Origin of the sequence: Paraburkholderia sp. C35 (assembly GCF_003121405.1) — a bacterium.
GTDB lineage: Bacteria > Pseudomonadota > Gammaproteobacteria > Burkholderiales > Burkholderiaceae > Paraburkholderia.
On the sequence record NZ_QBUY01000108.1, the window covers coordinates 16,906 to 32,203 of the forward strand.

12 protein-coding genes are annotated in these 15,298 nt (G+C 62.4%); 10 read left to right on the forward strand and 2 right to left on the reverse strand.

Going from position 1 to position 15,298, the window contains the following annotated elements; genetic code table 11:
* Positions 1 to 16: 16 nt before the first annotated feature.
* From DK391_RS36755 to DK391_RS36775, 5 genes are all read left to right on the forward strand, one after another.
* Entirely contained in the window at positions 17 to 658 is a 642-nt protein-coding gene (locus DK391_RS36755; protein ID WP_109482928.1) for a response regulator transcription factor, read from the forward strand.
* 182 nt (positions 659 to 840) lie between these two features.
* The gene (locus DK391_RS36760) at positions 841 to 1,587 is read left to right on the forward strand and encodes an aquaporin (RefSeq protein WP_109482915.1); all 747 of its coding nucleotides are present in this window, start codon (positions 841 to 843) and stop codon (positions 1,585 to 1,587) included.
* Positions 1,588 to 1,639: 52 nt separating this feature from the next.
* A complete protein-coding gene (locus DK391_RS36765; RefSeq protein ID WP_239483053.1) occupies positions 1,640 to 6,064 on the forward strand; it encodes a transporter substrate-binding domain-containing protein in 4,425 nt (1,474 codons plus the stop codon).
* A 163-nt stretch (positions 6,065 to 6,227) separates the two neighbouring features.
* Complete coding sequence (locus tag DK391_RS36770) at positions 6,228 to 6,662, forward strand: CHRD domain-containing protein (RefSeq protein ID WP_109482917.1); 435 nt, start codon at positions 6,228 to 6,230, stop codon at positions 6,660 to 6,662.
* A 168-nt stretch (positions 6,663 to 6,830) separates the two neighbouring features.
* A complete protein-coding gene (locus tag DK391_RS36775) occupies positions 6,831 to 7,784 on the forward strand; it encodes an alpha/beta hydrolase (protein ID WP_109482918.1) in 954 nt (317 codons plus the stop codon).
* On the opposite strand, the gene DK391_RS36780 is transcribed toward DK391_RS36775, so the two are convergent.
* Positions 7,754 to 8,596 (reverse strand): EcsC family protein, encoded by an 843-nt coding sequence (locus DK391_RS36780; RefSeq protein ID WP_109482919.1) that lies wholly within the window; start codon positions 8,594 to 8,596, stop codon positions 7,754 to 7,756. The genes DK391_RS36775 and DK391_RS36780 overlap by 31 nt on opposite strands.
* Positions 8,597 to 8,727: 131 nt before the next feature.
* Between DK391_RS36780 and DK391_RS36785 the strand changes: the two genes are divergently transcribed.
* Together DK391_RS36785 and DK391_RS36790 are read left to right on the forward strand one after the other, a co-directional pair.
* On the forward strand, positions 8,728 to 10,323 hold the full coding sequence (locus DK391_RS36785) for an MFS transporter (RefSeq protein ID WP_109482920.1): 1,596 nt from the start codon (positions 8,728 to 8,730) through the stop codon (positions 10,321 to 10,323).
* A gap of 36 nt (positions 10,324 to 10,359) precedes the next feature.
* Positions 10,360 to 10,830 carry a MarR family winged helix-turn-helix transcriptional regulator gene (locus DK391_RS36790; protein WP_109482921.1) on the forward strand — a complete coding sequence of 157 codons (471 nt, stop codon included), beginning with the start codon at positions 10,360 to 10,362 and terminating at the stop codon, positions 10,828 to 10,830.
* 62 nt (positions 10,831 to 10,892) lie between these two features.
* On the opposite strand, the gene DK391_RS36795 is transcribed toward DK391_RS36790, so the two are convergent.
* Positions 10,893 to 12,170: an amino acid deaminase gene (locus DK391_RS36795; RefSeq protein WP_109482922.1), complete on the reverse strand. Its 1,278-nt coding sequence runs from the start codon at positions 12,168 to 12,170 to the stop codon at positions 10,893 to 10,895.
* Between the two features lie 141 nt (positions 12,171 to 12,311).
* Here DK391_RS36795 and DK391_RS36800 point away from each other — a divergent pair, with 141 nt between their 5' ends.
* The 3 genes from DK391_RS36800 to DK391_RS36810 are packed head-to-tail and all read left to right on the forward strand — an operon-like array spanning position 12,312 to position 15,137.
* Entirely contained in the window at positions 12,312 to 13,205 is an 894-nt protein-coding gene (locus DK391_RS36800; protein ID WP_109482923.1) for a MurR/RpiR family transcriptional regulator, read from the forward strand.
* Between the two features lie 3 nt (positions 13,206 to 13,208).
* Positions 13,209 to 14,696, forward strand: coding sequence for a D-aminoacylase (locus DK391_RS36805; protein ID WP_109482924.1), 1,488 nt, complete (start codon positions 13,209 to 13,211; stop codon positions 14,694 to 14,696).
* A gap of 54 nt (positions 14,697 to 14,750) precedes the next feature.
* Positions 14,751 to 15,137, forward strand: a complete 387-nt coding sequence (locus DK391_RS36810) for a RidA family protein (protein WP_060599284.1) — start codon at positions 14,751 to 14,753, stop codon at positions 15,135 to 15,137.
* The last annotated feature ends 161 nt before the right edge of the window (positions 15,138 to 15,298 follow it).

Sequence of the window (15,298 nt, forward strand, 5' to 3'; positions counted from 1 at the left end):
ACAAGATCATAACAAGATGGAAAACGAGATTCGCGTCATCGTCGCTGATGATCACGCGTGCGTGCGGTTGGGCGTCAGGAGTTTGCTGGAGCAGATACCTCACGTGTTGCTGGTCGGCGAGGCGACGAGCACGCATGAACTCGCCGAGTTGCTCGACGTGTGTCCGTGTGACGTCGTCATCACGGATATCGGCATGCCGGGCATCGATGGCGAGAGCAATGCGATCCAGTTCCTGAGGCGGCTTCTGTATCACACGCCGCAACTGCCCGTCGTGGTGCTCACCATGGTCTACCAGGCGTCAATCCTGATGGGGCTGCTGCAGCATGGCGTTGCCTCCGTCGTCGACAAGCGCGACATCACGTCGTCGCTGATTCACGCGATCGACGCCGCGCTGACCGGTCAGGGCTATCTGTCGGACCATGCGCGCGCCGCCATAGCAAAGGCGGGTACGCCGCACCCACGGGCAGGTGTGATGAGCGCGGGCGAATGGAAGGTCTTCACGATGTACGTGAGCGGCATGACGATCAGCCAGATCGCCGCCAGGCTGGACCGCAGTGCAAAGACGATCAGCACGCAGAAGCGCAACGCAATGCGCAAGCTTGGGCTCGAAACCGAAGCGGATCTGATCGACTACGCCTGTCAGATCGGCCTCACTTGAATGATTTCGGAGTTATCCGATTTTCTGCCTGGCTCGCTGGATCAACAATCGTCGGTTGGACTCCCGGATTGTGGGGGCGCGGCGCCATGACATTGATTCGCTATGCAAATCAATCGACACCGGGCGCAAGAGTGCAAGTTTGTCTCAAAAAGTATCGGGACGGCACAGTAACCGGAGGATGCATGTCAGGGCTTGGAAAGCGATTGATTGTCGAAGGTGCCGGAACGGCGTGGCTTGTGTTCGCAGGATGCGGCACAGCCGTACTGAACGCGGGCGCGCAGGGCGGTAGCTTTCTCGCGGCGCCGCTTGCATTTGGTCTCGCGCTAGCCACGGCGGCATACGTCCTTGAACGCTTCTCGGGCGCGCACTTCAATCCCGCCGTCACGGTAGGTTTTGTGATGGCGCATCGCTTTCCGGTACGCGATCTCGCGCCCTATATCGCTGCTCAGGTGATTGGTGCGCTGGTGGGCACAGCGCTGCTTGTCTACATCGCCAGCGGAAGGCCTGGTTTCGAGCTTGCTGCAAGCGAGTTCGGTGCAAATGGTTACGGCGATCACTCTCCTGCCGACTATCAGCTTCATTCCGCACTCGCGGTCGAAATCACCATGTCGTTCGCGTTCGTGCTGGCGCGCATGCTCACGTCCGGCAGCCAATCGGCGAATCTGATCGGTCCACTCGTCACCGGCCTTTGGTTGATGCTGAGCTACGTCGTCGCGACGCCCGTTACCAATGCCTCGCTGAATCCAGCTCGGTCGACCGGACCAGCGCTCTTCGTCGGTGACTGGGCGCTGGACCAGTTGTGGCTCTTCTGGGCCGCGCCGCTTGCAGGCGGCATGCTCGCGGGCCTGCTGTCCGCACGTCTGTTCGGCGATACCCGCGGGGTCTTCGCGCAACCGGCTCGCGAAAGCCGGCCTGGCGAATCGATGTGAGCGCAGATCCATGTGCTCCTCACACTGTTCCCCCAATTCTTATCTCCACTCCATGCTTCGCTGCCTGGTGATCCGCGTCCGCTCGACGCTGGTGGCTGGTCTTGCGTGCCTGCTGCTAGTGCTTGCCGGCATTTCCGGGACGGCTCACGCTGCACTCGGTGCGAGTCCGGCGGCATTTCCGTCCAAACTGACTGTTGGAATGCTCGCAAACGGATGGCCGCCTTTCGAGATGTTCGACGAAGGCAAGTTCGTCGGACTCAGCGCCGACTATCTGCGCGCGATCGTCGGTCCCGATGTCCAAATCACGACGAAGACGTTTGCTGACATGGAGCAGTTGCTCGCAGCGGCTTGCGCGAACGAAATCGACGTGCTGACGAGCATTGCGCGCACGCCCGAGCGCGAACGTTGTCTGTCGTTCTCTACGCCGTATTTCCGTAGTTCGACATCTGCCGTCGTGCTCGCGAGCAACGTCATGGCGTTCTCGGACCTGACGCAGATGAAAGATGCGCGCATCGCGGTCGAACGGGGTTTCGCGCTCGGAGCCGTGCTACGCGCGCGTTTTCCTCATGCGCGGATCGATACCTTTGCCGACACGCGTTCTGCGCTGCGCGCAATTGGGCAGCGCAAAGATGACGCCTATTTCGGTTTCACGCCGGCTGTGCGCCACTATCTCGCCGAGCCGGAATTCCGCAGCTTGACCACAGCCTTCGAGGAAACGGGGCAGGTCAGTGAAACGCGTTTCGCTGTTCCTGTTTCAAAAAGCGATTTGCGCGACAAGCTGAACCGTGGACTGGCCGCGCTCCAAACGGAGGACGAGGCTGCGATCCGGGCTCGCTGGCTCGGTGGCAGTTTCGACGCGCGCTCGGCGTCCGAATCGACAAATCTGGTTCTGAGCCGCGAAGAGCAGGCATGGCTGCGCGCGTTGCCGCCGCTGTCGGTTGGCTTCGATGGAGACTGGGCGCCGTTCAGCACGCTCGATGAACTGGGACGCCCGTCGGGCCTCGCCGCAGACTATCTCGATTACATTGGCCGTACGCTTGGCCTTACGTTCCATCGCGCGCCGGCTAAGGATTGGTCCGCCACGCTCGAAGACTTCGACCGTGGCAACGTCGCGCTACTCGCCACGGCGGCCCGCAATGATCCGCGACTTCAGCTCGCGACTTTCTCCCACGCTTACGAAACGTATCCGATTGTCATCGTTGCGCGCGAAGCCGAGCCGGTCGCGCGCAGCCTGAGCGACTTCGCTACGCGCCGCGTGGTGGTGTCGGTACACAGCCGTGGTTCGGTGCCTTTTCAGCAATACGGGGTGTCGGCTGGGCACATCATGGTTGCGTCGAACCTGAACGCGGCGTTGAAACTGCTGGCGGCGGGCGGCGCCGACGCGCTGGTGGGCAACGTCGCTGAAATCGACACCGCACTGACGCGGCAGTATGCAGGCGTTCTGAAGATTGTGGGGACGGTGCGCGAGCCGGATTCCGTCGGCTTTGCAGTGCGCCCCGATATGGCGCCGCTGGCGGGGCTGATCGACCGCGCGTTGCTCGCCATGCCCGCGTCGGAGCGGCAACGTATCCGTCAGAAGTGGGTGACGGGAAGCACGCGACCGGAAGGTGGCTGGAGCGTGACGGCACTTCGGCTGTTGCCTGTGCTGATTTGCGTAGGTGTTGTATTGCTGGTGACGTTGCGCGCATATGTACTGCTGCAGCGCGAGGTCGGACGACGCGAGCGCACCGAGCACGAACTCGAGTCGCAGCTGAATTTTCAGCAGACGATGATGGAAATGGTCCCGTATCCTCTCGTCGCGATGGACTTGCAGTTGCGATATATCGACGTCAACCGCGCGTACGAGGACGCGACGGGCCTCCGGCGCGAAGACGTGATCGGACGTACGAGCACGGATGTTCTTGCGTGGGGCAAGGGCAATAGCCAGTCGCTCGTACGCTTGATACATGAGGTGCTGAAAGAAGGCTCGACCATGCAGATCGAGCTCGAGTTCGAAGACGCGCATGGCGACAGCCGGCATGGCATTTTCTGCGTGTGCGTCTGCAACGGTGCCGACGGCAAGCCCATGTGTCTGCTCGGCACGGTCGTCGACATCACGGATATCCGCCGCGCGGAAATGCTGGCGAGCGAGACGCAACGGCGTCTCGCCGACGTGACAGGCTCGTTGCCGGCCGTCGTGTTCCAGTTGCGGCGCGGACTCGATGGCACGTACTCGTTCCCTTATGTCGGCGGTGATATCGAGCATCTGCTCGGCTACGACAGCGACGCGCTGATGACCCATATCGCACTCGACTTCAGCACGATTTGCCCGGACGACCGCCCGGGCGTTGTCACCGCGCTCGAACGTTCCGCGCTCGTCATGGAGCCTTTGCACATCGAGTTCCGGATCGACGGACCGACCGAGCAACGCTGGGTGCGTGCGGAACTCGTGCCGCGGCGCGAGCCCGGTGGTGGGACGGTGTGGAGCGGCTATTGGGTCGACGCGAGTGTCGAGCGGTTGCGTGCCGACGAACTGGCGCATGCCCGCGATCTCGCCGAAGCCGCGTCGCGCGCGAAGGACGACTTCCTCGCGATGATGAGTCACGAAATCCGCACGCCGATGAACGGTGTGCTCGGTCTCGTCGAAGTGCTGGAGCGTACACGGCTCGATGCGGATCAGGGTGAAATGCTCGGCATGATTCACGAATCGGCGGGCGCACTACTGCAGATTCTCGACGACCTGCTCGACTACTCGAAAATCGAAGCCGGACGGCTGACCATCGAATCCGAGCCAATCGACATGCGCGATCTGGTCGACACGGCGGTCGGGTTGTTGGCGGGCCGGGCGCATGAGAAAGGTCTCAAAGTACGGGTCGACGTCGATCCGCAAGTCGCCGCAACCCTCAGAGGCGACAGCGTGCGCTTGCGACAGATCCTGTTTAACCTGCTCGGCAATGCGATCAAGTTCACGCCGCGTGGCGAAGTCGATGTACTCGTGAATCTCGTAGAGCAGGCCGAATCGGGCCAGACGATCGAGATCACCGTCGACGATACGGGCATCGGCATCGATCCTGAAGTTCAGGCGCGTCTGTTCGAACCGTTCGTGCAGGCGGAATCGTCGACGACGCGGCGCTTTGGCGGCACGGGTCTCGGCCTGACCATCTGTCGCAAACTGGTCGCGTTGATGGGCGGTGAGTTATCGCTGTCGAGTACGCCGGGCGAAGGCACGCGCATGACATTGCGCCTGCTGATGCCTCTCGAGACGCAGCATTACACGGCAGGTGGTTTGCGCGGCAAACGCGGTATCGTCGCAACGTGCGATGCGCCAGTCGCGACAGCACTCAAGCACTTCGGCACTGCACTTGGCATCGAGTTGCGCTGCGTGGGCGCCGACCTCGCGGAATTGCGCGATCTGAAAGCGCTGCGAGGCGTGGATCTGATTTTCGTCGGCGAAGGCGTCGAACTGCCGGCGGCCGTCGCGCAGTCTGGCGCGAAGATCATCAGCCTGACCGAGAAGCCCAAGCCCACCGGCTACCGGATTGTCGACGACGCGGTGCGAGTGAGTATCAACCCGATTTCGTGGCGTGGCCTGAGCGCGGCATGCGCCGCCGCATTGACAGGTCTTTCGCCGACGCCCGCACGCCCGGTTGGCGCAGGCGAAGCGATTAGCGCGCCGCCCGATCGTGAGCGTGCAATTGCAAGCGGACGGCTCGTGCTGGTCGCCGAAGATCATCCCGTCAATCAGGAGTTGATCCGTCATCAGCTGGCGCTGCTCGGCTTTGCATGCGACGTCGTCAACGACGGCGCCGAAGCACTCGACGCGCTTGATGCGACATCGTACGGCTTCCTGATCACTGATTGCCACATGCCAAGATTGTCAGGCTATGAACTGGCGCGAGGCGTGCGTGAACGGGAGCAATCTACCGGCGCACATCTGCCGATTCTCGGCATCACGGCCAACACCGCGCCGGAAGATCTGAAGGCCTGTCGCGAGGCGGGCATGGACGATTGCCTCGTCAAGCCGACTCGCCTCGCCACTTTGCGCGATTATCTGAGCCGCTGGTTTGGCGCGGATAGCGCGCGGCCTGCCGCACCAGGCGATGCGCCAACGGCGGCCGTGCTGGACACGCACGCTGAAAAAGCGGACAGCATCGCCTATGTTCCCGTCGATCTCAGCCAGTTGACGCAGATATGGGGCAGCGAATCGACGGTCAAGTCCTTGCTCGATGCGTTCGTGTCATCGGTGCGGGACGATATGCGCGCGTTGCCGCCGCTGCTCAACGACCCAGACGTCGCGGAGTTGCGTCAATGGCATCATCGTGTCGCGGGCGCGGTGGGCGTGTTGCAGTATCCGCCGCTGCTCGGCGTGCTCGAAAGCTACCGGCGGCACCTGACCACCGCTCCGTCGGACAAGCTGCGCACCGAAGGCATCGCCCTCGTGCGTGCATGCAATACCATGCTCGACGGCATCGAAGAACAGGCGGCGCTGCTCGCCTGATTGCTCCTGCGGTTCCTCGCTTCGCAAGCCCTCATATCGCTGCGTGTGCGTCACGCGCAGTGCTCCGAATTGCACTAGTATGTGCTGGCGCATGAGATGGCGTTTGCTCACGTATCGGGCGTCGAGCAGCGCTAGTCCAGCGCACAAAGACTCGGAGAGAACAATGATTGCGATTCGAAAGCTGAGCATGGTTGCTGTCATGTGGGCGCTGGCGTCGGGCGTGGCGCTGGCGGACACGGTAGATCTGAAAGCTGACCTCGAACCATCGAGCGAAGTGCCACCGCGTGTGAGTCGCGGACACGGCGCGCTGGACGCGACGTTCGACACCTCGACCAAAACGTTGAAGTGGACCGTGACTTACGAGAGCCTGTCGGGTCCGGCGACGATGGCGCATTTCCACGGTCCTGCGCCCGTCGGGCAGAACGCAAAAGTGCAGGTGCCCATCGACAAGAGCGCGTTGGCCAGTCCGATCAAAGGTTCTGTGACTCTGACGGAGCAGCAGGTCACCGATCTGATGGCGGGGCAGTGGTACTTCAACGTTCACACGGCGCAGAATCCGACGGGCGAAATCCGCGGTCAGGTGTTGCCGGCGAATTAAACAAGGCAAGGCATTCAGCACGATGGCCGGAAGCGTCAATGGCGGTTCCGGCTATTGTCGTTTGAAGCGGCGACTCACTGGCGATCCAGTCAGTAGAAGACGCCTTCAACCGAAGCTCAGCGAAAGCCACGTACCATGGCAATTCAATCTGCGATGGAGAGTGCTCCGATGAGTTGGCAAAGCGCCTTTGCTTGCTGGTTTTTGCGTCGTCAGTTTCATCCTCAGACGCGGCATCCGACGATCAGCGCCGAACGTGCGCGCAGGATGACAGCGAAGCGCGCCTACACGCCGCGCGTGCCGTCGGGCTGGGCTTTGCATGAACGCTATGGCGAACGTGACTGGCCATTGCGCGGTGAATGGCTGACGCGAGCCGACGGAAAGCAGCACGCGACAACGATCCTTTACCTGCATGGCGGCGGCTATTACTTCTGCTCGCCGCAGACGCACCGCGCGGGCTCCTTCGGTCTGGCAGCACGTAGCGGAGCGCGCGTATTTTCACTCGATTACCGGCTCGCGCCCGAGCACCCGTTTCCCGCTGCCCTCGACGATGCATTGGCCGCCTATCGACAGCTGATCAAGGAAGGAACGCAGCCCGATTCGATTGTGATCGCAGGCGATTCAGCCGGCGGCGGCCTGGCGCTCGCGACACTCGTCGCGTTGCGCGACGCCGGTGCGCCACTGCCAGCAGGCGCGATCCTCTTTTCACCGTGGACGGATCTCGCGGCGACAGGCGCATCGCTGCAAACCAATGACGGCATCGATCCGATGTTCCACGGTCCGTCAATCGGGCGGGCCGCGCAGCTTTATCTTGGCGATACACCCGCCACGCATCCGTACGCGTCGCCGCTCTATGCAGACCTGAAAGGCCTCCCGCCGCTCTTCATGCAAGTCGGCAGCACGGAAGTGTTACTCGATGATTCGCGGCGCGTCGCGGACAAGGCGCGCGCAGCGGGCGTCGACGTCGACTTCGAAATCTGGCGCAAGATGCCGCACGTGTGGCAACTCTGGACGCCGTTCATTCCCGAAGCGCGCCGCGCGCTCGATCTTGCCGCGCGCTTTGTTCTACGCGTCACGGGCGCGCGCCGCGGCGTTCATCCCGCCAGCGAAACGTCGATCGTCTGATACGCGGCCTGCACGGCGTCCGTGCCGTACTGGCGTTCGAGGCGGCGCACGGTGAAGTGGCCGTGCGCGACCTGCTGGAAGTGGTCGATGAACACGGTGTTGACCATTGCACCGAGCACCGCGCCGATAGCGGGAATCGACTTCGCCGCGATCTGCTCGCTCACCTGCACCGAAAAACGCGCCGCGATCGTGTTCAACAGACGCAGCAGCGCCGCCGAGCCGTGCGTCGTGAAACCCTTGGTCGCAATCTCCGACGACGCCTTCGACACCGCCTGCGCCAGCGCGCCTCGCATGATGAAGTAGCCGTAATCGGCATCGTCGTCAGCTTTCGATGTGCCGCCCATGCCGAGCACCGTCAGGCATTGCAGTTGTGTATCGACGGCAGTCAGATCCTCGCCCTCGCTGCGCGCGATGTCGCAGATCGAGCGGAACATCAGCGTGGTCGTGACGGGCAGTTCGACAGGCAGCGCGAACAGCCCGAACGCGCCGCCCGCCGCGCCCGTCGTCGCGACGGCGAACTTGTGCAGCAGATTGCTCGGCCGGTCGCTGACGCCGAGCGGCGCGCCGCCCATCGGTCGCCCCAGCGTGCGCAGCGCGATCTGCAGACATTTGCGCAGCGCGAGTTGCGTCGCGTCGTTGACCTTGTCGCTGGCAATCGCCGGCATCTTCGACATCAGCTTTTCCATCGGCGCACCGACGATGCTGGCCAGTTTCATCGTCAGCGCCGGGCTTTCGAGTTCGTGTTTGGCGCGGCGCAGAGCCGCGAGATCGTCGGCGGAAAGCGGCGCGGCGGCAAGTGTAGTGGGTTCCATGAATCTCCCTGAACCTCAGAATTTTTAGGAGCGTCCGATGCAACAAGCAGGTCCGGACGCACGCAGATTAGAGCGATTCAGCGTGGTATGATTCCATATCGTTGACGAGTCAACTGTTGTTTCATCAAAAAATGGCCGTGCACACCGCCGCCCACCATTCGAGTGGGCAAGTTTTACCGTTCCGGGAATCGTTGCTGGCGATGCTCGGCGTCTCTTTCGTCTCGATGCTGGTCGCCCTCGACCAGACCGTGGTCGGCACCGCGCTGCCCACCATCGTCGCGGATCTCAAAGGTTTCGAGCTGTACGCGTGGGTCGCGACGTCGTATCTGCTGACGTCGGTGATCACGGTGCCGATCTTCGGGCGACTCGGCGATTACTACGGGCGCAAGCCATTCGTGATCGCGTCGATCATCGTGTTCACGGCGGCGTCCGTGCTGTGCGGCGCGGCCAATAACATGCTGTTTCTGGTGATCGCGCGCGGCGTGCAGGGCATCGGCGGCGGCATGCTGGTCGGCACCGCGTTCGCGTGTATCCCCGATCTCTTTCCTGATTCCGTCGTGCGGCTGCGCTGGCAGGTGCTGATGAGTTCGGCGTTCGGCATTGCCAATGCCGTCGGGCCGTCGCTGGGTGGTTTCCTGACGCAGTACTACGGCTGGCGTTCGGTGTTCTACGTGAATTTGCCCGTCGGGCTGCTGTCGCTGTTTTTCGTGTGGCGTTATCTGCCGCATCTTCGGCATGTCGTGCACGAAGGCAAGATGCGGCTCGACTGGCCGGGCGCGTTGCTGATCGCGGCGTCGCTCGGCAGCTTGCAACTGTTCGTCGAACTGCTGCCCAAGCATGGCGTGACGGCATCGGCGGCTGCATTGCTGGTGGTGAGCATCGCGTGCGCGATCGGGCTGTGGCAATGGGAAAAACGCTTCCCGCAAGCCATTCTCCCTATCGACATGTTCCGCAACCAGAGCCTCTCCGCGCTGTTCGTGCTGGCCGTGCTCGGCGGTTTCGCAATGTTCTCGCTGCTGTTTTACGCGCCGCTGCTGTTCCAGGGCGGCTTCGGCATGACGCCGAACGAGGCGGGACTGGTGATCACGCCGCTCGTCGTGTTCATCACGATCGGCAGTATTGCGAATGGGCGCATCGTCTCGCGGGTGCCGAATCCGAATGTGATGCTGTTCATCGGCTTCGCGCTGTTCGCGGCGGCGTCGCTCGGCGTGGTGATCGCAACGCACGCGATGCCGCGCTGGCTGCTGATGCTGTTCATGACACTCGGTGGCCTCGGACTCGGCTTCGTGCTGCCGAACCTCACCGTGTTCGCGCAACAGACGGCGGGCCGCGAGCATCTCGGAATCGCGACGGCGCTGCTGCAATCGTTGCGCATGATCGGCGGGATGATCGGCACGGCACTGACGGGCACGCTCGTCACGCATATGTACGCGAGCGGCGTGCGCAGTGCGCTCGACGGCGATCACGCGAGCCAATGGTTCGCCGATCTCGGCGACCCGCAGATTCTCGTCAATCGCGACGCACAGCACACGCTTTTGAGCGAATTGTCGAAGGCAGGGCACAATGGCGCCGTGCTGCTGGAGTCGGCGCGTGAATCGCTGGTGGGCGCGATCCATATCGGCCTGATGATGGGCGCAGTGGTTGCGTTGTTTGCGATCTGGCAAAGCCGGCGCGTGCCGCCCGTCAAGTTGCGCAAGCAGATCGAGCCGGTCGTTCACGTTGACTGACTGGCATGTAGGCGTTTTTTGATTAATAGAAACATCATGGAAGAACAGGACCGCGTCGCTATCCTTCAACAGTTTGGTCGCACGTATCGGGCGTTCATGTCGGCGTTCGAGGGGCGTGTCGGGCATCCGTTGCCGCGCTGGCGTATTCTGCTCGCGCTGTACGATCAGGCGGGCGAGTCGTCGCAGAAAAAACTCGTCGAGCGTTTGCGTATCGATCCGGGCGCGTTGACGCGTCAGCTGAAGTCGCTGGAATCGATAGGCTGGATTTCGCGCAGCATGGACGAGCGCGACAACCGCATCACCAATGTCAAGCTCACGGCGGAAGGGCGCGCTGCGATCGAAACGAGTCTGCCGAATCGCAATGCGTTCCTGCACGACACGATGGCCGCATTACCCGACGACGTGCTCGCGGGCCTGTCGAGCGCACTGTCGATGCTCGAAGCACGCATCGGCGAAGTCGTGGCATCGCCGGCAGCCGATGCCGAGGCCGCGCCAGCCGGACGATGAGCCGATAAAAAAGGCGCTGGGTCGTGAGACGCAGCGCCTTTGTCTTGTCGATCGAAGAACAATCAGAAGAACGTTTCGATCACTTCCGTCACGCGATACGACGGATCGACCACCAGCACCTGACGCCATTTGTCGAAGGTCAGGCACGGATGCGAGATGTCGAAGGCGATCATGTCGCCGACTTTCAGATCAGCGCCTGCGGGAATCCGCAGATACGCATGCTGATCCATCAAGCCGAAAATTTCCCAGCCTTCGTCCGTACCGATGTCACGCGGCGTTTGCGTGCCCGGACGATAGTGCTTCGCGGGTTCCGGAAAGCCAGCGTCGAAGGCTGAATCGCGCTTGCCCAGACCGATGATCGCGCGGTCCGGCTCGGGAATGGACTGCACATACGCCCACAGTTGCAGCGCAGGCAGCAAGCCTTCGCCCATGCGCTTCGCGACAGGGTTGCGCTTGAAAATATCCGTCTGCGCCTTGCGATAGATGCCGACGTCATGCGTCAGATAACAACCCGGACGCAGCACGATCTCGATGCGGTCCTTGCGCGCGGCCTTCGCAAACTCTTCCGCGACCACGTCGTACCACGCCGACCCGGCGCCCGACAGCACAGCCGGCGTGCGCGCGAACTGGCCTTTATCCGACAGTTCCAGCGTGAGCTTCACGGCGCTGCGCAGGAAGTCGCGCACTTCCTGTTCTTCCTTCAGCACGCCTTCGTACAGTTCGATGCCCGCGAGCTTCAGCGAATCCGGATAGCGCGCGATCGCGTCGAGCACGGCTTGCGTTTGCGCGTCGTCGCGCACGCCCGTGCGTCCACCGGGCACGCCGAGTTCGACCAGCACCTGCAATTGCTTGCGCACCGAGCCGAAGAACTTGCCAAGCTGATCGACGCCTTCGACGGAATCCACCAGACAGAAGAACTCGAAATCGGGATCGCTCAGCAGTTCGGCGATCATCAGCATGTTGCGTTTGCCGACCAGCTGGTTCGCCATGAGCACGCGCGATACGCCGCCGTGATACGCGGCGCGCACCTGATGCGCGGTGGCGAGCGTGATGCCCCACGCGCCCGTTTCGATCTGACGGCGGAACAGTTGCGGCGCCATCGTGGTCTTGCCGTGCGGCGCGAGCTTCACGCCATACTCGGCGACGAACTTCTGCATCCAGTTCAGGTTGTGCTCGACACGGTCTGCATACAGGACAGCGGCGGGCAGGCTGACATCCTCGTCGAGCAGATTCCATTCGAGACGCGTCGCGTCCGCGAGCTGGATACTCGTACCCGGCACGTTGCCCAGACCCTTGCTGTAAGGATCAATCGTCGCCCCCTGATAGTTTGTAACTTTCATGTCATCCTGCTCCATCGGCCAGTTAAATCGCATCGAAGTTGACTTTGGTATGTTACCGAAAGTACGATGCTTGATGAAATGTTATTTAGTACCACGCGTCCGGCGAGCGATGTTACCGACGGCGCGTGACACTCGCGAGCCATGAATTCCACCGCCGAACCCGTCGCCTTCGACATTGTCGCCCGTATTGCGGAATGCGCGCCCGAGTTGCGCTCGGCCGAGCGCAAGGTCGCGGCGCTGATTCTCGACGATCTGACGGGCGCGTCGCGCGCGAGCATCGGCGCATTGGCCGAGCGGGCCGAAGTGAGCGTCGCGACGGTCACGCGTTTTGCGAAAGCGGTGGGCTGCCGCGACGTGCGTGAACTGAAGCTGCGGCTCGCGCAGGCGGCGGCTGTCGGTCAGCGTTTCCTGCAGACGGGCGCGCAGCCATCCGACGTTCCCGAGCCGCTGGCGACGCGTGTGTTCGACGAGTTGCAGACGGCGCTTACGCACAATCACCAGTTGCTGTGTCAGGCGCCGCTCGCGCAGGCGGCGGCTGCGTTGCGCGAAGCGCGCATGATTTACGTGTTCGGCATGGGCGGCGGCTCGACCGCGCTCGCCGACGAAATGCGTTTCCGGCTCGTGCGTCTGGGCCGGCCGGTGGCGACGTATCAGGATGGCTTGCTGCAGCGCATGGTGGCATCGACGGTATCGCGCGATACCGTGGTGATCGCGTTGTCGACCACAGGCCGCGTGCCGGAAATGGTGGATAGCTGCAAGATCGCGCGCAGTTACGGCGCGACGCTGATCACGGTGACGGCGCCGGCGTCGCCGCTGGCGAAGCTGGCCGACTGGCTGATCCCGATCGTCGCGTTCGAAACCGACTTTATCTACAAGCCATCGTCATCGCGCTACGCGATGATGATGGCGCTCGACGTGCTCGTCACCGAACTGGCTGTGAGCCTCGGCGACGAGAGCCGCGAACTGCTGCGCCGCATGAAGCATGCGCTCGACGCGCATCGCGGCGGCGGCGACCGACAACCGCTAGGAGACTGATTCATGCACTCGCATCCCGAAGCCGCCGATACGCTGATCGTCGGCGCGCAACTGTATGACGGCACAGGCGCGCCGCCCGTCGAGCGCGACGTCGCGGTGCGCAACGGCAAGATCGTCGCGATCGGCAATCTGTCGAACTGGCTGGCCGAAGAGGTGATCGACGCGAATGGCCGCGCGCTGGCGCCAGGCTTCATCGACGTGCACACGCACGACGACACGCACGTGATCCGCTCACCGCAAATGATGCCGAAGATCACGCAGGGCGTGACGACGGTGATCGTCGGCAATTGCGGAATCAGCGCTTCGCCTGTGTCGCTGAACGGCGATCCGCCTGATCCGATGAATCTGCTCGGCGCGCGCGATGCGTTTCAGTATCCGACCTTCGCGGCTTATGTCGATGCCGTGAACAAGGCGAAGCCATCGGTGAATGTCGGCGCGCTGATCGGGCATACGGCGCTGCGCAATAACCATATGGACCGGCTCGATCGCGCGGCGACGGCGCAGGAAATCGACGGCATGCGCGTGCAGCTCGAAGAAGCGTTGGCGAATGGTGCGCTCGGTTTGAGTTCGGGGCTCGCGTATGGCTCCGCGTTTGCGGCGCCGACGGAAGAAGTGATGGCGCTGGCTGAGCCGCTCGCGGCATCGGGTGCGTTGTACACGACGCACATGCGCACCGAGTTCGATGCGATTCTCGACGCGATGGACGAGGCGTATCGCATCGGCAAGCACGCACGCGTGCCGGTGATCATCTCGCATTTGAAGTGCGCCGGGCCGTCGAACTGGGGACGCAGCGTGGAAGTGCTGGCGTCGCTGGAAGGCGCGCGGCAGTTTCATCCTGTTGGCTGCGACTGTTATCCGTACAACCGCAGTTCGTCGACGCTCGATCTCAAGCAGGTGACGGGCGATATCGACATCACGGTCACGTGGTCGACGCCGCATCCGGAGATGGCGGGCAAGCTGATCAAGGACATCGCCGCCGAGTGGGGCATCACGCAGCAGGAAGCGGGCAAGCGCCTGCAACCGGCGGGTGTCGTGTATCACAACATGTCGGAAGACGACGTGCGGCGCATTCTGTCGCATCCGGCCACGATGGTCGGCTCCGATGGCTTGCCGAACGATCCGTTGCCGCACCCGCGTTTGTGGGGCGCGTTTCCGCGTGTGCTGGGTCACTATGCGCGCGACCAGAAACTGATTCCGCTGGAAGAGGCGATTCGCAAGATGACGAGTCTGTCGGCGCGGCGTTTTGGTTTGAAGGAGCGCGGCGAGGTGCATATCGGCTATCACGCCGATCTGGTGCTGTTCGATCCGGCGCGTGTGCGCGATGCGGCGACGTTCGACAAGCCGCAGCAGGCGGCGGATGGCATCGATGCCGTGTGGGTGAATGGCGTGCTGTCGTATCGCGACGGCCAGCCGACCGGCGAGCGCGCGGGCCGGTTTGTCGCGCGTGGCGCGACGGCGGCGTCGCGTGCCGAGCTTACGCAGGCTTTTTGAATTTTTGCGTTCGCATTGGGTGCGAACGCGCTTACGTTACAAAGGAGTTGAACGATGAAGCGTTATGGCGTTGAAGGTGGCAAGGGTACGGGCGGACAGGTGATGCCGTTTGCGCGTGCGGTCGAAGCGGACGGCTGGCTGTTCGTGTCGGGGCAGACCCCGATGGAGAACGGTGAAGTGATCAATGGTGGGATTGTCGAGCAGTCGCACAAGACCATTCAGAATGTGCTCGCTATTTTGACCGAGGCCGGATATGGGCCGGAGCATGTCGTGCGATGTGGTGTGTGGCTCGATGATCCGCGTGACTTTGCTTCGTTTAATAAGGTGTTCAAGGAGTACTTTGGGGCTAATCCGCCTGCGCGGGCATGTGTTGTGTCGTCGATGGTGATCGACTGTAAAGTTGAAGTTGACTGCGTCGCTTATAAGAAGCCTGCGGGTTAAGGTTTTTTGGGTTGTCTGGCGACGCTATTTGGTAGTTTGCTTTTGCTTGTCGCTGGCATCCGCGATTTGATGTTTGTGCTTCATGCGTCGCCCCTGTGCGGGGCAGCACCTACTTTTCTTTGCCGCGGCAAAGAAAAGTAGGCAAAAGAAAGCCGCTGAAC